The organism is Mesorhizobium sp. M0037 (assembly GCF_040323635.1).
In the GTDB taxonomy this organism is placed as follows: Bacteria; Pseudomonadota; Alphaproteobacteria; order Rhizobiales; family Rhizobiaceae; genus Mesorhizobium.
In genome coordinates this window covers 106978-128995 of sequence record NZ_JAMYVB010000020.1, presented here as the reverse complement: position 1 = coordinate 128995, position 22018 = coordinate 106978, and the positions used below count along the sequence as shown (strand labels likewise).

16 protein-coding genes and 2 pseudogenes are annotated in these 22018 nt (G+C 58.5%); 4 read left to right on the top strand and 14 right to left on the bottom strand.

The window, feature by feature from the left end; translation table 11 throughout:
* Positions 1-123: 123 nt before the first annotated feature.
* From NKJ78_RS25735 to NKJ78_RS25695, 9 genes and pseudogenes are all read right to left on the bottom strand, one after another.
* Positions 124-383: pseudogene (locus tag NKJ78_RS25735) on the bottom strand (hypothetical protein); the annotation flags it as partial.
* A gap of 8 nt (positions 384-391) precedes the next feature.
* On the bottom strand, positions 392-1366 hold the full coding sequence (locus NKJ78_RS25730) for a LysR family transcriptional regulator (RefSeq protein WP_023806356.1): 975 nt from the start codon (positions 1364-1366) through the stop codon (positions 392-394).
* Between the two features lie 64 nt (positions 1367-1430).
* Positions 1431-2219: an ABC transporter permease gene (locus NKJ78_RS25725; protein ID WP_023806355.1), complete on the bottom strand. Its 789-nt coding sequence runs from the start codon at positions 2217-2219 to the stop codon at positions 1431-1433.
* A 3-nt stretch (positions 2220-2222) separates the two neighbouring features.
* A complete protein-coding gene (nodI, locus tag NKJ78_RS25720) occupies positions 2223-3134 on the bottom strand; it encodes a nodulation factor ABC transporter ATP-binding protein NodI (protein WP_023706355.1) in 912 nt (303 codons plus the stop codon).
* Between the two features lie 54 nt (positions 3135-3188).
* A pseudogene (locus tag NKJ78_RS25715) lies at positions 3189-3422 on the bottom strand (carbamoyltransferase N-terminal domain-containing protein); the annotation flags it as partial.
* 35 nt (positions 3423-3457) lie between these two features.
* Complete coding sequence (gene nodS / locus NKJ78_RS25710; RefSeq protein WP_031198788.1) at positions 3458-4087, bottom strand: nodulation methyltransferase NodS; 630 nt, start codon at positions 4085-4087, stop codon at positions 3458-3460.
* A gap of 14 nt (positions 4088-4101) precedes the next feature.
* Positions 4102-5460: a chitooligosaccharide synthase NodC gene (gene nodC / locus NKJ78_RS25705; RefSeq protein WP_023806352.1), complete on the bottom strand. Its 1359-nt coding sequence runs from the start codon at positions 5458-5460 to the stop codon at positions 4102-4104.
* A gap of 14 nt (positions 5461-5474) precedes the next feature.
* Complete coding sequence (nodB, locus tag NKJ78_RS25700) at positions 5475-6134, bottom strand: chitooligosaccharide deacetylase NodB (protein WP_023806351.1); 660 nt, start codon at positions 6132-6134, stop codon at positions 5475-5477.
* The gene (locus NKJ78_RS25695) at positions 6131-6724 is read right to left on the bottom strand and encodes a NodA family N-acyltransferase (protein WP_023694280.1); all 594 of its coding nucleotides are present in this window, start codon (positions 6722-6724) and stop codon (positions 6131-6133) included. The genes nodB and NKJ78_RS25695 overlap by 4 nt, the downstream gene beginning before the upstream one ends.
* Positions 6725-6961: 237 nt before the next feature.
* Between NKJ78_RS25695 and NKJ78_RS25690 the strand changes: the two genes are divergently transcribed.
* Positions 6962-7987 carry a LysR family transcriptional regulator gene (locus tag NKJ78_RS25690; RefSeq protein ID WP_023807977.1) on the top strand — a complete coding sequence of 342 codons (1026 nt, stop codon included), beginning with the start codon at positions 6962-6964 and terminating at the stop codon, positions 7985-7987.
* 642 nt (positions 7988-8629) lie between these two features.
* On the opposite strand, the gene NKJ78_RS25685 is transcribed toward NKJ78_RS25690, so the two are convergent.
* Positions 8630-9661 carry a LacI family DNA-binding transcriptional regulator gene (locus NKJ78_RS25685; RefSeq protein WP_023672231.1) on the bottom strand — a complete coding sequence of 344 codons (1032 nt, stop codon included), beginning with the start codon at positions 9659-9661 and terminating at the stop codon, positions 8630-8632.
* A 304-nt stretch (positions 9662-9965) separates the two neighbouring features.
* Positions 9966-11294 (bottom strand): dicarboxylate/amino acid:cation symporter, encoded by a 1329-nt coding sequence (locus tag NKJ78_RS25680; protein WP_352562719.1) that lies wholly within the window; start codon positions 11292-11294, stop codon positions 9966-9968.
* A 1155-nt stretch (positions 11295-12449) separates the two neighbouring features.
* Here NKJ78_RS25680 and nifA point away from each other — a divergent pair.
* The 3 genes from nifA (at position 12450) to NKJ78_RS25665 (ending at position 16718) form a co-directional block, all read left to right on the top strand.
* Positions 12450-14213, top strand: a complete 1764-nt coding sequence (nifA, locus tag NKJ78_RS25675) for a nif-specific transcriptional activator NifA (RefSeq protein ID WP_352562718.1) — start codon at positions 12450-12452, stop codon at positions 14211-14213.
* Positions 14214-14448: 235 nt separating this feature from the next.
* Entirely contained in the window at positions 14449-15588 is a 1140-nt protein-coding gene (gene hisC, locus NKJ78_RS25670) for a histidinol-phosphate transaminase (protein ID WP_352520145.1), read from the top strand.
* Positions 15589-15677: 89 nt separating this feature from the next.
* Positions 15678-16718 (top strand): LLM class flavin-dependent oxidoreductase, encoded by a 1041-nt coding sequence (locus NKJ78_RS25665; protein ID WP_352562717.1) that lies wholly within the window; start codon positions 15678-15680, stop codon positions 16716-16718.
* Between the two features lie 555 nt (positions 16719-17273).
* Here NKJ78_RS25665 and NKJ78_RS25660 read toward each other — a convergent pair.
* From NKJ78_RS25660 to NKJ78_RS25650, 3 genes are all read right to left on the bottom strand, one after another.
* Positions 17274-19166: an ABC transporter ATP-binding protein gene (locus tag NKJ78_RS25660; RefSeq protein ID WP_352562716.1), complete on the bottom strand. Its 1893-nt coding sequence runs from the start codon at positions 19164-19166 to the stop codon at positions 17274-17276.
* Positions 19166-21034, bottom strand: coding sequence for an ABC transporter ATP-binding protein (locus tag NKJ78_RS25655; RefSeq protein WP_352562715.1), 1869 nt, complete (start codon positions 21032-21034; stop codon positions 19166-19168). Before NKJ78_RS25655 ends, NKJ78_RS25660 begins: the two co-directional genes overlap by 1 nt.
* 85 nt (positions 21035-21119) lie before the next feature.
* Positions 21120-22013, bottom strand: a complete 894-nt coding sequence (locus NKJ78_RS25650) for an SIR2 family NAD-dependent protein deacylase (RefSeq protein ID WP_023712674.1) — start codon at positions 22011-22013, stop codon at positions 21120-21122.
* Positions 22014-22018: the final 5 nt, after the last annotated feature.

The following is a 22018-nucleotide window of genomic DNA, read 5'->3' as shown; positions in this document are numbered from 1 at the left end:
TTCGTCATCGGACAATTGGAGAAATCGATTGCTTGGATAGGCATACATTTATGAAATGAATGCATTCTCGTTCACTTCGCCCTTCTGCTGAGCAGTTGCGGGCTCGCAGGCGGCGGGGACCGGAAACAAGCGCTCTCGCAGCCAATCGTCCAGCCCGTCAACGCGGTCGGCCGAACAGGTTTACCAAACGGAACGGTCCCGCCGTGGCGGAGATACCGACGCACCGTGTTGCGCGCGCACCCGAATTCCTTCGCCCATCGGTTCGCTCCACCAGCCAAGTTCATGCAGCCGCAGCATCGCTGCTACCTCTTAGGCTGAAGCATCAGCTCTCTCCACATCGTTCTCGACAATGCAGGAATCTCCCAATTCCAATCGCCATCCATGCCTCCTCTCATAGTCGAGGGGGGAGCAGTTTCTCAATTTGCGGACAACTGAGACGTCCGGTGCTCTTAGGCAGAGGAATCATACGAGATCCCTCCTGCAACATCATTTCACGCATCCACAAGCTTGCCGGATCACTATTGTGGAGCGCAGGCCATTGGATGGCCTCCGTGAATGCGGGAGGAAGTGGTGGCGGAAGTTGGACAATCCGCAGGGGTGTTGTTTTTGCGAAATGCTGCGCCAGCCGTAAGGGCATGGTCCCGATGCGGCTGGTGCCGGATACAACGGGCGGGATCAGGCTAAAGCCGTGTACGACAACTTCGATACGTCTCTCGAAACCGTGCTCAAGCAGATACCATTCCTCGACGGAGAGCTGCCGGGTGTCCCCGAATTTGAGGACAACCTGCCCCATCGATAAGTATCGCTCCAATGTAAGTGGCTCTGACAGCTGCTTGTTCGTGCGGCAGCCTACGCATACGAGCTTATCTTCGAACAGGGCTGCGCGAGGATGTTTCGACATGAATACTTCCGGCATGATCAGAAAATCAACGTCGCCGCGCCGGAGAAGCTCCTCGGGGTCGTCGGAAATAGGGAGACATTCAAAGCGGACGGCGGGAGCTTCCCGCGCAGCACGTTCTACGATCTTCTTAAAAAATACGAGCGTGATGTAATCGGAAAGGATGATCCGGAAGCGACGATCCGATTGGGCTGGGTTGAAGGCGTCCCAGGAAATAATCGATAGCTGGATGTGCAGCAATGCCTCCCTGACTGCTGGGGCGAGCCCCTCAGCGCGCGGTGTCAAAATGAGCTCGCGGCCGCTCATCGTAAATAGCTCATCGCTGAAATAGGCGCGTAACCGAGCAACGGCGGCGCTCATTGCCGGCTGGCTCAGGTTAATACTGCGGGCCGCCGCGGTGACTTTACGTTCCCTGACCAGAGCGTCCAACACAACGAGGAGGTTCAGATCGAGTCCTTTAAAACGCATGTCTTGATCTAGGCGGCGTGTGAATGGGTTGCGCCCAAACATCCAATTCGAATGGTGAGTAGCGTCAACGCATCAGCCTTCGACGAAAAAGAGCAATCGAAAAGAAGAAAGGCAAAACCGTGTATATGCAAAGCGCGCCGATATGCAGGCCCATTTTGTCAATCGGACGGCCAAGCATCGCTGGACGAATGAGGTCGACTGCATGTGCGAGCGGCAATAAGGAGGCAGCATACTGAAAAGCGCCGGGCAATTGGTTGACCGGAAACATCGCGCCGCAAAGGAACAGCATGGGTGTAATAACAAGCGTATTATAAAATATGAAATATTCATAGCTGGGCGCAAGCGCCGTGACGACCATCGCTAGACTCGCGAAGGCGAGGCCATTGAGAGCGATGACTGGCAGCAAGCAGAGGATGGATGGCCACGATGCGTATCCGAGCGTGGTGGCAACAATAGTGATTGCTGTGCCCGCCATGAGGGCCTTCGTGGCTGCCCACGCCAATTCGCCGAGTAAGATATCGCCGAGCGTCAGCTGAGTGCATAGCATTCCTTCCCAGGTGCGCTGGTCGCCCATGCGGCCGAAACTCCCGTAGACCGTTTCAGCGGTCGCCGATGCCATCACGCTTGTGGCAACCATGCCAGCCGCGAGAAACGCAATGTACGAAGTGCCCTCAACAGGACCTATCATTGTTCCGATGCCAAAGCCGAGACCGAACAGATAGATCATCGGATCGGCGAGGTTGCCGAGAACCGATGCAAGCCCGATTTTCTTCCATCCAAGATAGTTGCGGCGCCAAACCGCGACCCAATTCCACGCATTGGCGGGCATGCCCGCCGCATAACGTTCGCCCATTGTTCAGTCCTCCATCTCGCGCCCGGTTAACCGCAAAAACACATCCTCGAGATTGGGGGGACGCTGCAGAAGGCGTAGACCCGTGCGCCCGCGTAGCTGCGCCAGCACCTGCTCCGGATCGGGTGCATAGCAAAAAAGCGTCTCACCGCTCACCTCGATGCGCTGTGCGTACGGCCGGATCAGCGCACCCAGTTCATGCGGATTGCCGCCGTAGACCTCGACCACGTCACAGCCGATCTGCTCGTCAATGAGTTCGGACGGGCGACCTTCGGCGATCTTGCGCCCCTCCTCCATAACGCACAGCCGATCGCACAGCCGCTCGGCCTCTTCCATGAAATGGGTAGTCAAAAGAATAGTCTTGCCCCGCGCCAGCAGCGATCGCAGCCGATCCCAGATCAGGTGGCGGGCCTGCGGATCGAGGCCGGTGGTCGGCTCGTCCATCACCAGCAAGTGCGGGTCATTGATCAGCGCACGCGCGAGCGTCAGGCGCCGCTTCATGCCGCCGGACAGTTCGGCGACGCGCGCATCCGCTTTGTTCTCGAGGCGGGCGAACTCAAGCAGCGATGGTATGACCGCATCGATCTGGCGTCTGCTCATCCGGAAGTAGCGCCCGAACACCAACAGGTTCTCGCGTACAGTGAACGCGGCATCAAGATTGTCGAACTGCGGGACCACGCCGATGCGCATACGTGCCAAACGCGCGCGCGCCGGCACTGGAGCGCCGAGCACAGTAATCTTCCCCGCATCAGGCGATGTCATGCCGAGGACCATACGCGCAATCGTGCTTTTGCCCGCGCCGTTCGGTCCCAAGAGCCCGAAGCATTCCCCCGCCGCAACGCGGAACGACAGCCTGTCGACAACGAGCTTGTCATAAGTTTTGCTTACGTCAGTAAGGTCGATCGCTACCATGGACATGGGTTCATTTTACCGAGAGGGACGACAAAACTGGCGGTTGCTTGGTTGCCTGCCGACCTGAAACTGTGACTCGTCTTCGCCATCCCCGCCGTCGATAACGAACTGATCGACATCACAAGGATCTAGCCGCTGCTCCGCTAAAGCGGCAACAATTGCGTCGAGATTATCGATGGATTGGTAACGCGGATCGTTGTGCCGCTTTTCCTGGTCAACGCAGAAGACGAGCCGTCCATCCTCGACCAGGGCGATCGCCCCATCATGGGTCAGCTTGGTACCACAGATGCGCATAGTGTCTCCACGTTAACGGCGATAGATTCGATTCATCAGGAAGCGGAAATCGGGTTCCGGAAACGGACGAGCAAGCAGTCTTCGTTGACCGACTCGCCCCGACACTCAAGACGCTCTACCTCGATCAACGTTTCGTTCAGCATGGCGATGACCGGCTCAGCACCAGCGGCGTGACCCCAGCGACGGCAATTAGCATCCCTTGCCGATCCGAAGATCAGATGCCCGCCTGGCGCAAGCACCCGCACCAGGTTTTTGACGGCCGCGCGCATCTCGGCTATGTCTCCGAGGTAGTAGAGGACCTCCGCCACAACGATCAGGTCAAACAACTCGTTGGTCGAAAACTGTTGAACATCGGAGACTATCCAGTTGATGCGCGACGGCTCCTTTATCCGTTGACGTGCTCGAGCAATCGCTTGCGCCACGACATCGATGACGGTGAGCCCTTGGCAGTAGGGGGCTAGTTTTTCCGTGAATGCGCCGGCAGCGCACCCGACTTCGAGGGCATTTGTAATGGAGCCTTGGGCAAGCGCCAGCTGGAGCATTTGCGTGTGGCGCTTCTGCTCGAACGGATTGCCGTCGAGGCGCCACGGATCGTCTGCGGCCAATTCCCGATCAAGCAACTGATGATTCGCGTTCTGGGTCAAACTCGTGCACCTCTCGTCCATCAGGTAAGTAGCGATCACTCGTCGCCGCAAATGTTGTCCGACAGGACTAATTCCGAAGAATCCCGCGCAAGATTGAGCCTGCGAAGCGGAGCCGAATGGGGCGAGAATTCTGCCCTGCTGGAACCAGTGATCGGAGTTTGGGTGGGGGCCTGTTTTCCCCCAGTGTTCGATGTAGCGACAGCAGAGCTTCGTGACAGCCAATCGCTATTGCTCAAGGTACACAGCGCGTAGGCCTTCAACGGAAGCAAGAGAAAGACGTTGATGAACGTGTGCAGCGAAAAGCCAAGAAATCGAAATTGTCGAGCACGAAATGCTACCACGCTGCATCGGAGCATGGTCATGGACACAATCATCAGTCCTGTCCACCAAGGCACAGTGCCTGTCAGTGCGAAATGTGCGAGGCCCGTTAATACCGATAGGGCGAGGAGTAGCGCGCCGAGATTCTGTCCGACCACGTCCAACGTGAGATAGCTATTTAGGCTAGGCAGCAAGCGCAGCCCAAGCAGCGTGTCCCGGAATGTGCTTCGTGCCCAACGGAGTTGTTGGCGCAGATACGGTCCGAGTCTGTTCGGAACGACTGTGGCCGCGATGGCGCTCGGAACGTATTCGGTTCGAAAGCCTGCTTTCAGCATCAGGATAGTGAGATGGCGATCCTCACCGAAGTCGCTTGGCTTGCCCCGAAAAAATTGCGACTCGTACTGGTCCAGTAACAAAAGGAGCGCAGACCGGCGGTACATGGCACATGGGCCGCAACAGCACATAACGGCACCGAAGCGAGCCTGTGCCGCGCGCTCCTCGTTGCAAGCCAGCCAGTACTCCATGTCTATCAGCCTGGTCAGCCAGCTCTCGGTTCGGTTACTGGCCGTCAACTGACCCATGACTGCGCCGACCGCTGAATCTCGCATCTTCGGTACAAGCTTGGAAATGACGTCGGGTGCGAGTACCGTGTCTGAATCAACGTTAAGCACCAGATCCCCTGATGAGCGGCGTATCGCGGCGATCTGCGCCTTGCGCTTTCCAACATTCTCGGGAAGCAAAATGATGTCGAACCTGGGGTCGCGCGCGTAGTCTTCGTGGACAGTTCCTAAGGCTTCGCGATTTCCAGAACCGTCATCAACCAAATAGACCCGAAGTCTTCCGGCGTATTCTTGGTCTGCAATGGAAGCCAGGCACTCTGAAAGCGTGCGCGGATCCTCGTTGAAGCAGGGGACGATGACATCCACGCTGGGCAGTTTGTCGGAGCCGACGAGAACCTCCAACGCCGACGAATCCTTTGTCGGCATAGCATAAAGCCCTTGCATGCTCTTATAGGCAGTCGAGAGCAGTGCATAAAGCGAAATGGCCACAGTGCTGGTTGTACCAAGAAGTGTCATGGGATCTCGTTTGTTCAGTGATGTTGAGGAAGTGAGCGGATTACAAATCCGCGCTCACGCAGTGCTGGAATCAGCCGGGACAGCGCCGTGACCGTCTGGTCGCGCATGCCGGCGTGAGCGCCCTGGCTCAACTCGCCGGGAGGGCATCCGTCGTGCAAGAGTACAATTGCGCCCGGCCGGACAGAGGCGAGCACTCTATCAATAATCGCCTCGACTCCAGGGCGAGACCAATCTCGAGGGTCGACGGACCAATGAAGGGCCGCCAGCCCGGCGATCTGTGATGCTGTGCAGACTTCTTCGCTCCAGGCGCCGTAGGGCGCGCGAACAAAGCGGACCGAGGCCTGCGGGCACGCTCTCATGATGGCGTCGTTCGCTTCAAAGACCTCACGTTGCACTTCGCCGAAACCGCATTGGTACAGGTCCGGATGAGACATCGTGTGGTTGCCTACCTCGTGCCCTTCTGCGATCATCCGTTGGATTAGATCTGGGTGCTCTAAGGCGTAGGCGCCGATGACGAAGAAAGTCGCCGGCACCCGCTGCTCTGCCAGCACGTCGAGAATCTCCGGTGTGAAAAGTGGATTGGGACCGTCGTCAAACGTCAGATAAACGCTTCGACGGCCGGTGCCGTCAGAGCACTCACGGCGCACTTCGTACAAGCAATCGGACCAGCTCATAGCTCTGGTCCGTTCCGATCTATCATCGTGCCCGTGGGCCATTCGCTGATCGGCCGTCCAACTGGCAGAACAATGGTGAGTGCGTCATCGATGCGTGTGGGCGGCAGGTCGAGGCGGGCCTCTGGTCGGGTGGAGCGCACGCGAATTCCCGACAAAACGGCCATAGGGCTGTATCGCCGTCCGAACCTCTCAACATGATTCCGCAGCGCGTCCCTGACCGTTCCGAAAGCGAATGGAACGCCAAGCTCCTGCAGTATTGGAAGCATGACATGGATTGAATGGGCGATTCCCAGACCCTCAAGGTCCGGACGTACCCCGTACAGGCCCAGCTCAGCCACCAACAGGTCGACCGCGTCGACCTTGATGAAACGGCGCAGTATGCCCATGTGAGCCGCTACACCGCTTGAATCATAGGCGATTACGCGGAGTTCAGGCCTGGCTCCGGCCCAGCTTCGACTACCTTCGAACGGTTCTGCGTTGGACGCCCCAGTCGGCCCGTACGTATCACGAAAGAACTCGGCGAGCTTAACGTGATCGGAGAGCTGCAACTCGTTTTCCCAGCACAACTTCCACTGCACCTGATGGCGCATTCAGGACCTCTCTTCATATTGGTTTTTGCGGCCGCATTACTCGACCAAAGCGGCGTTGGTGGCTGCACTCAGCCGTTGTCGTTGGCGAAGGTGAGCCAGACGCTCTCTCGAGTTCCGGCCCGTGTCGTCGATTTGAGCTTGACGTCGCTCACTTTCCGTTCCTCTAATGCATGGCTCGTAAATTCGTAAAATTGATTGTTTGAATGATACGCATCCACACGTTGGATAGAACATGACATGCGTTTTAAAGGGCTGGATCTAAATCTCCTCGTTGTGCTGGACGCTCTGATGAGGGAGCGTAAAGTCACTGCCGCGGCTCGCAGTATCAACCTGAGCCAGCCGGCCATGAGCGCCGCCGTTGCTCGGCTACGCGCCTATTTTAACGATGAGCTATTTACGATGAACGGCCGCGAGCTCATTTTGACGCCGCGCGCCGACGGGCTCGCCCCAGCAGTCCGGGACGCATTGCTGCACATCCAGCTATCGATTATTTCCCCCGACGCCTTCAACCCGGCCCAATCGGATCGTCTCTTCCGAATCATGCTTTCCGATTACATCACGCTCGTATTTTTTAGGAAGATAGTAGAGCGCGCTGCGCAGGAAGCTCCCGCCGTTCGCTTTGAATGTCTGCCTATTTGCGACGACCCCGAGGAGCTTCTCCGGCGCGGCGACGTTGATTTTCTGATCATGCCGGAAGTGTTCATGTCGAAACATCCTCGCGCAGCCCTGTTCGAAGATAAGCTCGTAGGCGTAGGCTGCGGCACGAACAAGCAGCTGTCGGAGCCACTTACATTCGAGCGATACTTGTGCATGGGACATGTTGTGCTCAAATTCAGGCACACCCGGCAGCCCACCATGGAGGAATGGTATTTGCTCGAGCACGGTTTCGAGAGACGTATCGAAGTTGTCGTACAGGGCTTTAGCCTGATCCCGCCCGTCCTGTCAGGCACCAACCGCATCGGGACCATGCCCTTACGGCTGGCGCAGCATTTCGCAAAAGCAACACCCCTGCGGATTGTCCAACTTCCGCCGCCACTTCCTCCTCCTGCATTCACGGAAGCCGTCCAATGGCCTGAGCTTCACAATAGTGATCCGGCAAGCATGTGGATGCGGGAAATGATGTTGCAGGAGGCATCTCGCCTGGCGCCTTTGCCTGAAATCATTGAGCGTCTCGGGCACGCCGATCCGACCTTTCGTTTCTTGGTACCGACTGCCACCTCGAAATCGCGTGCGAAGTCCCGGAAGATGTTAAGCCCCACCTAATCGCCCCCTGTAGACGGGCCGATCAGCATCTCGACAAGCGCCGGCGCGGCGCGTGTTGCCTACGTTCTGGGGCTGATCTCAGGCGAGTTGCTCGTCGAGGATGTGTGGCAGAGTGATGCCAGCTGCCTTGATTGCCCGCCTTGGCCGTAGGTGGTGACGACGCGAGCATTCTTTCGATGGCGGCTTCTGGAGGCGGACGCGATCGCGTCGGAGCGGTTGCCCTTCGGGCGTCGGGCCTTTGGCCCGGCAGAGCGGCGCAGTTCCTTGCTAAGTGCGAGGGGCCGGAACGAGCAGAACACACGCCCGGGCTGCTACTGAATTGACTGCCGCCTCGATTTGCGTGCGAAGTCCCAGAAGATGGTTAGCCCGGTTAAATTCCTGCCTTGCCGGCTGTGCCGCGGCTTTTCACGTGCAGCCAGGCGAGGAGATGGCGGTCGACGAGGTCGACCCCCAAATGGACTGTGCTGGCCTCGCTCGGCTATTGCCGTGCGGGATCATTGACCACCGCCTTAAGGCGCCGCCGATACCCAATTGGCTCTTCGTCCTGGGCCGCGGCTAGGGCCCGGGGGTGCGCCCACCCGTGTGGAGGGACCATCATTCAACTTTCTCTCGTTATGAAAGGAAACTCCCGCTTATGAACCTTCATATATTTTCCGGCAGATGGATGTCGAACGGCAGAAATGTCTGGCCGGGTGTTTCAGCGGTGCCGGTCTCGATAGCCCGTGTCATCAGCGTTATCAGCTCCTGGCAAAGCCGGCGCATTGGCGTGGCGACCGCCATCGTGACGATGTTATCTGCGAGCGCTGCCCGAGACTCAGGTGTGATTTCATTCACGATCGCGACGAGATCCCGACTTTTGCCCTCTTCTCGGAGCGCGGAGATGGCGCCCTCCATGCCGCCGCCGGCGACATAGAAGCCGACGAGCTCGGGCTCCCGCTGCATGAGATCAAGCGTTGCCTCGTAGGTGATCTGCCGTTTCTCGAGGTTCATGACCGGATCCAGCACCTCGAACGTGGGCGCGTTCTCACGGCAATAGGAGCGAAAGCCGACGTCACGGAGCTCGTGCCCCTGGAAACGATGGCTGCCGACAAACACCGCCACTTTGCCGGGCCGTTTTGCGACCTTGGACACCATCCAAGCGGCCGTGCGCCCCACCTTGCGGTTGTTGAGGCCGATATACCCCTGTCGCACGCCGGCGGCGAAGTCGGAAAGCAGCGAGAAAACCGGAATGCCCTTGGCCTTGAGGTCCTCAACCGCTGCTGTGATTTTCGGGTGGTCCGGTGCCACCATCGCGATTGCATGGCAGCGTGCGCCCAACTCCTTGAGCGGCGCGATCAGGTCGCTCGGCATATGTGACGGGGCGAATTCGACGAGCGGAATGCCGTGGAAGGACTGGGCCAAATTGACCGATGCTTCGACCTCGCGCGCAAAATCTTGGTAGAAATGCTGGGCCGGTTTTCTCAAGATGAAGCCCAGACGGTAGTGCGGTAGGTCTCGCCGCAACCGCTGCTTGATTAGCCCGGCAGCATGATAGCCGATCGCCTGGGCGGCGTCGTGGACCCGCCGCGCGGTCTCCTCGCGCACCGGATGGCGGGCGTTCAGAACCCGATCGATCGTTGCTACGCTGACTCGGGCTTCGCGGGCGAGATCGGCAATCGTGGGGCGCTTGGTCATAGGTCCTATTCTGATTGGTTTTTGACGCGGGCCGGCTCTCTGTCCGCCTAGCGCGTTTCCGTTTCGGGTGGCGAAGTGAAGACGTCCCCATACGAATGGGCACAACGTGTTGGACGAACATCATTGCAGACGTAAACCGGCCGGGTATACTGAAAGGCTCATTCGCTTAAAGGGCGGTGACGATTTGCACTCACACATTTAGCGCTTCTGATACATGGTCCGTGAGGAGCCGTTTAGAGGCTGCGGGTCGGTCGTTCAGTTATGTGACCAGCTAAGCGACTTGACAGGTCGTGGGCCGCCCACCTTACTTGCAGGAGGGTAGCCGGTTTGATGCCTCGGTAAGCTGATGACCGCTGAAGGCAGCTTTCATCTGTGCTCGGTCCAACTCTCCTTCCCAGCGTGCGACGACGAGGGATGCCACTGCGTTGCCGACGCAATTCGTCAGCGCCCGGCATTCGGACATGAATCGGTCGATGCCGAGTATCAGTGCCATCCCAGCAACGGGAACACTCGGAACTACCGCGAGCGTAGCCGCCAGGGTGATGAAGCCCGCACCTGTCACACCTGCAGCGCCCTTGGAGGAAAGCATTGCTACGAGCAGCAGCAGCACCTGATCGCCGATGGACAGATCCGTGTTCGTCGCCTGTGCGATGAAGAGAGCCGCTAGCGTCATGTAGATATTCGTGCCGTCCAGATTGAACGAATATCCGGCCGGGATGACGAGACCCACAACCGAACGCCTGGCGCCCGCCTTCTCCATTTTCTCCATCAGCGACGGGAGCGCCGCCTCCGAGGAGGACGTTGCGAGGACAAGCAGCAGCTCTTCCTTGATGTAACGAATGAGAGAACAAATCGAAAAGCCGTTGTAGCGGCAGACTGCGCCGAGAACCCCGAACACGAAGAGGAAGGCGGTGAAATAGAACGTCCCGACCAGCATCGCGAGGTTGACTACCGAACCGATGCCATATCTGCCGATGGTGAAGGCCATCGCGCCAAAAGCGCCGATCGGCGCGGCCTTCATCAGAATTCCGACGAGCTTGAAGACAGGCACAATGAGCGCCTGGAGGAAGGAAACGACAGGCTTGCCCGTCTCTCCGGCCATCGCAAGCGCCATGCCGAACAGAACCGAGAAGAACAGCACCTGCAGGATGTCGCCTTCCGCGAAGGCACCGACGATCGTTGGCGGGATGATGTTCATCAGGAAGCCGGTGACCGACTGCGCTTTGGCTTTTGCGGCATAGGTATTCACGGCCTGGACATCGAGCGAGGCCGGATCGATGTTCAGGCCGTCGCCAGGCTGGACGACATTGGCGACGATGAGGCCGACGATCAGCGCGAGCGTTGAGAAGGTGAGGAAATAAACCATTGCCTTGCCGGCGACCCGGCCGACCTTATGAAGATCGTTCATGCCGGCAATGCCGGTCGCAATTGTCAGGAAGATGACAGGCGCGATGATCATCTTGACCAGCTTGATGAAGGCATCACCCAGCGGCTTCAGGCTCTCGCCGGTCTCCGGATAAAAATAGCCAATTGCGACGCCGAGCGCGATGGCGGCAAGCACCTGGGCGTAGAGCTTGGTGTAGAAGGGTTTGCGGGGCGCGGGACTCGCGCCGCGGACTTGTGCAGCTGACACTGTTTTTCTCTCCCTGACCGGATCGAGGTGGCGTGACTTCTCCCGGGCTTCTCCCTATCGCGGCGCTCCGGTCGAACGCTGCACCACCGCCGCCGCAATACCCATGCCAGATGAATCCGCATCACCTGAACTGACGTGGGCTCGCCAATGATGGAGGAATGCGGTGTCAGACCAGCGGGCAAGGCCGCGGTCCGAACGCCCTTGATGGTCTCTGGCAGAGTGCTTGCGGGTCGATCCCTCTGGCTAGCGGCTTTGCTGCAAAAAGCGTGGTGGGTTCCTCATTAGCCGGCTTTGGACCGGGCCCCATCGTTGGCGCCAGCGCGTACCAATAGGTCGCCTGTTCAAGGCCGTCCAGATGACAGGCTAACTTACCCCTGTTCGGAAGCGCTCGTTTCTAGACAGCCTACGACCATGCAGCCACTGCAATCAGATATTCGGACGGCCTTTTGGACGACCAATTTTGCAAATCAACGCCCGCAGCAGGGGCAGCCGTTTCCAAGCGGTCGCATCGTAATCTGTTCAGACTTTTCGATACGCTCATTGAGTGTGCCGATTTCGGCCCCAGGCTGGTGATGGTGCTGACCAAGACGATGCGATTCAGAAGTTGCGGGCACCGCCTACGAAGTCGTACTCGATGCCAGCTTCGCGCCTTCACACGCGACATCGCCGCCGCCTGATCAACTCGAGAAAGATGGCGTCTGCCGCGACCGACCAGTGCCGTTGGCTGTTATTATCGCTCCCGCCCCTCCTTCGCGGGCGCTGGTGAATGGCACGGCCCCGCATTTACACTCCGCGCGGTCAGCGGCTCGGGCAAGGCATGGCCGGCCCAGGTATTTCTGCTTCAACGCAAAGATAGAACTGATGAATCCTATCATAGGCCGCGAGGTTTCCTTTCACAGATGAAAGAAAGCTCGATTGACTATGCCGCCTCGCTCCAGTCTTTTGAAAACAACGTGTGTTTGCCCGGGGCAAGCCAATAACATGGCCAAGCCTCGTGGAGGGAGTAGCCAAGCGATGCGTCAGGGCTAGACCCGCTTTGCACTCGACCACACGGCGGCGGCACGAGTTCACGTCGGAGCATTTTCGCGCGTGCCCGCGATGTCGCGGGCGCACATGCCGCCAGCCTAGATTTGATGGCGCGAGATCGAGGATCACATGCACCACAACATTAGCAAGTCAGAACAGAATGCCCGCGACTGCGGCATATCGCTGCCGAATGCGATAAAGGGTTGTCCAAAGTCCGACACGAATCCTGCGAGTGTGGCATTGCACGAGCGCGCGCTAACCGGCATCTTCGAAATATCGAAAGTACTCGCCGATGCCGCCCCGCTCGAACTCAAGTTGGCCAAGGTAGTCGATCTCCTGCACTCGTTTGTGCAGATGCGGCACGGCATCATCGCTCTCTGCGATGCCGAGGGCGGACTGGACATCACAGTGGCCAGCGGCTGCGGCACGAACGGCAATGAGCCCTCCCGGTCGCGCCTGCCGCGCAACGCCATCGACCAGATTGTGACGACCGACACGCCGCTCCTCGCCGAGGACATAGCGATGCATCCGACCTTCACTGCCGCTGATATCGAGGTGCTTGGGGCCTCCGACACCGTGTCGTTCATCGGCGTTCCCATTCGTGTTGATGGGAACGCCATAGGCGCGCTGACTTTGGACCGGGTTTTGGAAAGCAGGTCAAGCTATCGGCTCGACGATGATGTCCGGCTGCTTACCATGATTGCCAACATGGTGGGACAGACAGTCAAGTTGCATCGCTTCTCCGCGGCCGACCGCGAGCGAACGCCGGAGCTGGAACATCGGCTGCAAACGAAATTTTCTGATGTTAAGCACCCTGCACCCCGGCGCAAAAAGGTCCACGTCGAGGGGATGATTGGTGACAGTCCGGCGATAAGCGCCCTGCTGGAGAAGATCGCGGTCGTAGCCAAGGCAAAAACCACAGTTCTGCTGCGAGGTGAGTCCGGTACCGGGAAGGAGCTGGCTGCCAAGGCAATTCACGAGTTGTCGCCGCGCGCCAAGCGGCCCTTCGTTAAACTCAATTGTGCAGCGCTCCCAGAGACAGTCCTGGAATCCGAATTGTTCGGTCATGAGAAGGGTGCCTTCACAAGCGCATTCAATTCCCGCAGGGGGCGCTTTGAGCTCGCTGACAAGGGGACGTTGTTTCTGGACGAGATTGGCGAGATCTCGGCCTCGTTCCAGGCAAAGCTACTGCGCGTGCTGCAGGAGCAGGAGTTTGAGCGCGTCGGCAGCAATCAGACCATCAAGGTCGATGTTCGCGTGATTGCCGCCACGAACAGGAACCTGGAAGAGGCGGTTGCAAGGAATGAGTTCCGCGCCGACCTATACTACCGCATCAACGTGGTTCCCTTGCTGGTACCAGCATTGCGCCAAAGGCGCAGCGATATTCCGCTCCTCGCAGCTGAGTTTCTCAAGAAGTTCAACGACGAGAACGGCTGTACGCTCACCTTCGATCCGCGTGCGATTGAAGTGCTGATGAAATGTGAGTTTCCCGGCAACATTCGCGAGCTTGAAAATTGCGTGCACCGGACAGCGATCCTGGCCGAGGGACTGTCAATCGGGAGAAACGACTTTGCCTGCTCCCAAGGCCAATGCTTTGCCGAGGCGCTGTGGAAGTGCAGATCGGGCAAGGCCGCGCTGCAACCACCGCCGATCCTGCCGGAGTCAGCGAATTTGGCCACGCCCCCGGACGAGGCCGCCAGTTCGGCCGCGACTAACCCGCTTGCCGGCGCAACCCACCCAATTGGCGCGAGGACGCCCGATATAGAGCGCGTCATTGCTGCCATGGAAAGATGTGGCTGGGTGCAGGCAAAGGCAGCGCGCTTGCTTGGGCTGACCCCGCGCCAGATTGGCTACGTGCTGAGGAAATACGGCGTCGAGATCAAGCGTCTTTGAAAGCATGACCCTGGGCATGAGCTGAGCCGCTTAGCGCCTTGGCGCCGCGCAGCGATGCAGATCCGCGTCCGCGTCAACTCGATTCGACCGAGGACAGCCTGGCTGAATTCCCATCTCAGCCGGCGCTGCGCCCATTGTGTGAAAGGCAACCCTGCCATCGTCAATCCCGTCCGCCATGTTGCTCTCGTTGCGAGCTCATACGGATGCCCCCTGTGTGACTGAAACGGAGTTAAATATGTCCGACGCAAAACTGCAAACTGTGCTTTCGGCTCTTTCGCAAGTGACACGACAGTTGGATGCTCTGCCGTCCAACGGACCAGCGCCGGACGCAAATTTTATCAAGCTGAATACGAATGAGAACCCGTTTCCGTTGCCGCCAATCATAATGCAAAGTGCAGTGGCGGCCCTCAAGCGCCAGTATCTATATCCGGATGACGATAACTTCAGATTGAGGGAAGCAGCGTCCAGCACCTATGGCGTTTCCAGGGATCAGGTCATCGCTGGCAACGGGTCGTCTGAACTGCTCGGACTGATCTACAGAGCTTTCCTCGCACCCGGCGACAAGGTTGCGATGATGTCGCCAGGGTTTTCGTTCAACCGCAAACTTGCCATGCTTCAGGGCGCTGAGTTCCTCGAAATCGGATGTCAAGCTCATTCCCTGCCAATGGAGCAATTGCTTTCCGGTGCGGCAAAAGATGCCAAGTTTATTATGTTGGCCAATCCAAACAATCCGACCGGAACATTCCTCCCGATAAGCGATATCGAATGCCTCGTAGCACAATCGGACCGCTTGATTGTCCTCGATGAGGCCTACGTCGACTTTGCACCCGATCACGGACTGCGCCTCATCAGCCGGTATTCGAACCTTCTGATCTTGAGGTCATTCTCGAAAAGCTATGCCGCCGCTGGCATTCGCGTCGGTTTCGGTTTCGGTCACCCTGAAATTATTGGAAGGCTGCGAAACATCCAGAACGTCTTCAACATGAACGTGATCGGGCATGCCGTTGGTATCAGCGTGCTTGCGCATCGCGGCGCCTACGCAGACAACCACAAGCACATCAAGGATGAACGAGAGCGAGTGACAGTTGCACTATCGCAACTCGGATTTTCCGTAACACCCTCCCGCGCAAATTTCTTGCTGGCCCGTGTGCCCGCGGGACAGGACGGCTCATGGTGGCAAGCAGCATTGGAGAGGCAAAAGATACTTGTCGCGTTTTTTCCAGACAAAGGCTTGGAACACTGTATCCGCGTCAGCATCGGCACAAAAGAGCAGATGGATGAATTTCTTGCTGCCGCTGGCGACATTGCCGGAAGCTTAACGGTGCCAAGCTCCAGGGGCAGGGAAGCGTCAGGCTCTGCTTCTTCGTTACGCTGACGCTAATCGGCGATCACACACATCTCTTCCGACTTGCTTGGTGATCCCAGCAAGAAAACAGCCTGCTTTTAAAATCGGGGACTAAAAGAGTGACAAACGTCTTTCCTTCAAACCTAGCTTTCGGCATCTTCGATCATTTGGATGAGGATGGCCGCGATATAGGCCGGCAGTACGAAGATCGCCTCATATTAGCAGAGGCGTGCGATCAGCTAGGGTTCTATGCCTATCATCTCGCAGAACACCACTGTACTCCCCATGGGAGAGGTCCATCGCCGAATCTGTTCTTATCGAGCGTCGCCCAGCGCACCCGGCGCTTGCGTCTCGGACCCTTGGTGATGCTGCTTGCGCTTTATCATCCGCTGCGTGCGTTCGAAGAGATCTGTATGCTGGACCAGTTGAGCGGTGGCAGGCTCGAACTGGGCATAGGGCGCGGTGCTCTCCCGACCGAATTGGGCTACTTCGGGATTGGTGCGGACGCGGTGCCGGGCCGTTATGCCGAAGCCAGCGAAATTCTTATGCAAATACTTGTTAATTCGAGGGAGGTCGGCACGCTATGCTATCAAGGCCGCCATTTCGATCTCAATGACGTTCCTTTGACGCTAAGACCTCATCAGCGTCCACATCCGCCCACATGGCTCGCTGCCAATCGACCCGAGTCCGCAGCTTGGGCCGCTGCGAATGGAACAAATATCGCGTGTGTAGGACCTTCCTCTTCTGTTCGCAAAACTACTGATGCGTTCCGCGCCTATCGAGAGGACAACGCAGGCGGGGGGGATCAAGGGCGATTTGTCGGATTGCTCCGCATGGTCGTGATTGGGCGTTGTGACACACATGCCTATTCGCTCGCGGCACCTGCTTACGCACGCTGGCTCAAGAGCTTCCAATTCCTTTACGAGCTTAACGCTATCCCCACTCCACCAAACTTGCCGCTGACCTTCGATGCGGCAGTCGAGAGTGAATTGTGCGTGGTAGGATCAGCAGAGTCTGTGCGAAAAGCTCTGCTAGATCAGTTGGAAGAGGCAGGTGCCAACTACCTGCTTTGTCAAATGGCATTTGGAAATCTGCCGCTAGATGCTTCCCTTTACACCGCGAGGACCATTCAATCCGAAATCATGGCTCGACTTGGCTGACCATGTGCTCGAGCTTGCACGTGGTGGGGCAGGCAATCGGGAGTAGGCCAAACTGACGACGAGCAGGCGGCACAGAATACCAGCTTTGTGCGTTGGCTGGCGTCTGGGCCATCGTGTGAACATGCACGATCCTAAGGAGAGGGTAGCCGAGCGCGTCACGATGCCGGCACGCGTCTGCTCGTCGCGCTGGCGCTAGTCGTTGCCCATAGCCAGCCCAGGAGGTTCTTCTCGCCCGGTGCGGCGTCGGTGCGGCGCCCATTGATCCAGCTTCATCAGCGGCCCGTCGGTAGCAAAGCCGTCACTCGCTACGGCGCTATTGGGGGCGCGCTCGCGAGCGGCTTTGCGACGCCGAGCCAACACCTCGAGCGAGCTCGCCCGATGGATGGTGGTGCACCGCGGTCGGATACGATGCTGGAGGAAATCGTTCGCAGCCGGTCTTCACGAACTGCGAGGAGTGCTCGTGCTTGAATGCTGGCTGCTGGCCGGATGCGGTGGCCTGAGTGGTCTGCGGACACGCCCGAAAGTCAACGCCACTACCACAAGGCCGCCAAGATGTCAGGTCTGAGAGCCAGCTTGGACAGTGGTATCGTGTTCGGGAAGGTCGTCGAAGGAGGCGTAGTTGAGATAGTAGAGTTTGGAATACAGGCCGCCCATGGCTATTAGCTCATCGTGGTTGCCAGTCGCAACAACTTGGCCATTCTGAAGCACGACGATGCGGTCGGCCCCCCGGACCGTGGCGAGACGGTGGGCGATGACGAGGCCAGTCCGCCCTTCAAGCAGCTTGATCAGAGCCTTCTGAATCTGCAATTCCGTGTAGCTGTCGATGTTGGCGGTAGCTTCGTCGAGCACGAGGATCTTGGCGTCAGCGACGAGGGCGCGGGCGAAACTGATAAGCTGGCGCTGGCCGAGAGATAAGTTGTCGCCGCGTTCGCCAAGTTGGGTCTCATACCCGTCAGCGAGGCTCATGACGAAGTCATGCGCGCCGACGGCCTTGGCCGCCTCGATCACCTTGTCGCGCGTGGCTTCCGTCTTCTGGTATCGAATGTTCTCGAAGACCGTCCCGGTGAACAGGAATGGCTCCTGCAGCACCATGGCGACCTGGCGGCCGAGCGATTCCTGGGTGAGGTCGCGTACATCATGTCCGCCGACCAGCACCTGACCCTGCTGAACATCATAGAAGCGGTGGACCAGGGCCATCGCACTCGATTTGCCAGAACCGCTCGGTCCGACTAGTGCGACCGTCTCGCCCGGATTGACCTTGAACGAGACATTTTTCAGAACCGAACGGTTCGGATCGTAGCCGAAGGTGACGTCCCTAAACTCGACCGAGCCGTCCATTTCGGGCGAAAGCACCTCGGCATTGGGTTTGTCCTTAACATCGATCTTGACGTCGAGTACATCGGTCAGGCGCTTGCCTGAGGCCATGGCGCGCTGCATGACCGAATATTGCAGGGTGAGTGAGCGGATGGGGTCAAAGAACCGCTGGATGTAAAATAGGTAGGCTACCAACACGCCCACATCTATACGGCTATTCATGACCATCGAGCCGCCGACCACAATAACGGCGGCCAAGGCGAGGCCGGTGATGCCATCGACGAGGGGGACCATGACCAGTGCATATCTGGCAGCGACCAGGTGGGTCCTGAGGTTGGCATGGGCCCGATCGTCAAAAAGACTGAAATTCACCTGCTGGCGGTCCATCGACTGTATGGTCCGCACGCCGTGAATGGCTTCGGCCAGCGCGCCATTGACGACGGAATTGGTTTCGTGTGCAGCCATGAAGGCATCGCGGGCACGCGGCAGCCAGACAATGCGGACGATTACCAGGATCGGCAGAACCGACAGCGTCAGGAGGCCGAGGCGAAAGTCGAGCCACAGCATTACGAAAACGATGCCGAAGAGAAGCGCAACATCGCCTAGGGAATATACCGAGGTTTCCAGGAACTCCTGTATGGAGTTAACGTCGCCTTGCAGGCGCGACATCAGGCGTCCAACCTCGGTCTTGTCCATGAAAGAGAGCGAAACCTTTTGCAGATGGCCAAACATGGCGCGGCGGATGTCGAACAGGACAGTTTCGGCCATTTTCCCATCCAAGGCTTCCTGCATGTAGCCGGCGGCGAAATTGACCAAAATCGCCGAAACGAACGCGCCGACGGCCGCAAGCTGGGCTGAGCGATCGGGCCTTGCCGGGTTCATGCCGAGGTCGATCGCGTAGCGGATGATCAAGGGGATGAGAAGCTGCGTCCCGGTGAAGATCAGCATCGCGACAATCGTGACAACTACCTTTGCCCGGTAGGGATGGACGAAGCCCCAGATGCGACGGAGGATGCTCTTGTCGAAAGCCCGGCCGAACATCTCTTCCTCGATCCGGTGCGAGCCGACGACCGCGCGCGGAGGGCGTCTGCCGTCGTCACGTTCGGCTTCGAGTTCGCCGGGGCCCTGGTCCATCAGCGGGCGCCCCCATCCTGGCTAATAATGCTATCACCCGGGCGCGTCTGGAGATCGTAAAGGGCCCTGTAGCGTCCCCGCTTCGCCAGAAGCTCTTCATGCGTGCCGCGTTCTACGATTTCGCCCTTTTCGACAAAAAGGATTTGATCGGCATGCTTAAGCGCACTCAGCCGGTGCGCGATGATGATCGTCACCCGATCCTTGGCGAAGCGCCGCATCGCCGCGCGAATGCGCAGCTCGGTGCCGGCATCTATCGCGGCCATCGAGTCGTCGAAAATGATGACGGAGGGGCGCAGCATCATGGTGCGAGCAATCGTGAGACGCTGGCGCTGGCCGCCAGAGAGAGAAACGCCGCGTTCGCCCACGACCGTCTCATACCCTGCCGGGAGCCCGAGGATGTAGTCGTGGAGCTGGGCGAATTCTCCAGCGCGTTCAATTCGCTGTCTCTTCGCCCAGGGATCGCCATAAGCGATGTTGTTCTCGATCGTTGTGGTGAATAGGAACGCATCCTGCTGTACAACCGCGACCGCCTTGCGAAGGCTCTCGAGGGTGACATTGCGTACGTCCTGGCCGTCCAACGTGATGGCGCCATCGGTCACGTCGTAAAAGCGGGGGACCAGATGAGCCATCGTCGATTTGCCGGAACCCGGCGGACCGACGATCGCGATCGTCTCGCCTCTCCGGGCCTCAAAGCTGAGGTTCTTCAGAATGGCGCGGTTTTCGGCGTTGGGGTAGGCAAATGAGACATTGTGGAAGCGCAGAGTGCCGTCACTTATCTCAAGCGGTCTGGCCTCGAGAGCATCCCTGATTGTGATCTCCTGATCGAGGAGACCGAAAAGCCGCGAACCGCAGCTAGAAGCGCGGGCAAACGCATTGACCATGAGACCGATCTGGCGGACTGGCATTTGCAGCATGGTCATGAAGGTCAGGAAGGTCGCCATGGTTCCGACGCTGATCTCGCCAGCGACGAGCTTGTTGCCACCGATCCCAAGCACCAATCCCATTGAAAAAAAGTAGGACAAGGTCATCGCCGACGTGTTTGGTACGTAGATGTCAACGAGATCGTTGGCGAGGTCGAGCGCGTTCTTGGAAGCGCCGTCGAACTTCAGCATCTCATAGGATTGAGCCGCAAAAGCGCGGACCACACGGATACCTGCGAGATTTTCCTTCATCACGCGGCTTAGTACCGAAAGGCGCTCATAGAGGTCGAGCCAGGTGGCGCGCAGCCTAAGCTGTGTGGTCGATGAGCGCCAAGCGACAAAAGGCACGAAGCTGAGCGCGGCCAAGCCGAGCACGGGATCGGTCGAGATCATCATGTAAGCGCCAATCCCGATCAGCATCGCCAGCAGGAGCACCCGCATGAGCCCGGTGGAAAAAAACATCCGCACGCCTTCGAGATCGAGCATTCCGGCGGTTATCAGATCGCCTGAATGGACCCGGTCGTGAAAGGAAAAGCTGAGACGCTGGATCTTGTCGTAGTAGGCGAGCCGCAATTCGTACGCGACATGATGCCCGACGGCTTCGGCAAAATAGTTCTGCGCCATCGTGAAAACGCCGCGTAGCGCGCTGACGGCGAGCAGCAGGAGAGCCGGGGCCCAGAGCGCTTGTCCTGCCGCGGCCCCCGCGACACCGCCCCCGATAGCTGTCTGGGTCTGGTCGACAGCCCGGCCGAGAAGCTGGGGAATGAGCAACTGGAGGATTGCCGCCATGATCGTCGAGCCCATAGCGAGGGCAACCTGCCACGGATGGCGCAGATTCATACGCGTGATGCGCAACAGCGTACTCAAATCCCGGCCCCAGCGCGCCGCTTCAACATGGGCCAACGAATTCAGTGCGTTCGTTGCGCCGCTGACAGCTTCACTGTTCACGGGTGTATTCCCGACTGCATTTTGCGCCTTCGAGGAAAGCCGAAGCAGACATCATCAAAGGCATCCGCCATTGTTAATCCCGTCCTCAACCTGCAGCCGTGCCCGTTCCCACAAGCCGAGCCGCCGCTTGACTTAGTGGCATGTCGATCACCGTGATTCCGCTTGCCGCAAGGAAACGCGCTTCGTTTCTGGTCAGGGTTTCCGCGTCCATTACGGTGCAATAGGGACCGCGGGAGCGCTTCATGATCTGTCTGGCGTAGGTGCGCAGCATCTGATCGTTGAAGCGGCAGCCAACGAAGAAAAATCCACGGGTGATGCGCCGTTCCTTCACAGCGTCTGGGATCGGTGTCTGGATATCAATTTCGGACAGGACTTCGACGTAGTCGGAATCTGCGACGAGAAAGTTTTGCGCGGGCGTAATACTCCCGTGAGGTGAATAGAGAACCGTCTTGGCCCCCAATCGGGGGTCGAGCTCCCTCCCGGACAAATCGTAGGTTTTCGTCCAAATGTTGCCGATTTCATTCGCGCGCGTGACGCCTTGTATCTCAACGACGTCCGTTCGGCCCGTCTCTACCAGAGCCGTGCGCATCGCGCTGTCATACCAGCTGTCGATGATGAGGGAGAGTGGCAGCCTTGCGAGCCAGGCGTGGAAGGGGGTCGGCCCCACCGGCGCTGCGAATATGTCGGTCATCCAAGCTTGAAGGGTCCGGCGATGCCGGCGCTGTTCGATGAACTGCGCAACCGACCACATATTGGTGCGGATCCTGGAAGGGGCAGGAGCCCGTGCGTTGAGTGCCGCGGCAACAACCTCCGGGGTATGCGGCACAGGCGGTTCCACACAGTTCAACTCAAGAAGACCCGGACCGAGATAGGGGATCACCTCATCGGCGGCGAGCGCTCCCTTCGCCAGGTCAAGCAGCTTTTCAGCAAAACTGTCCCGCACAATGACGAGGTGGCCCGATGTCAGGATCGTGTTCATCTCGT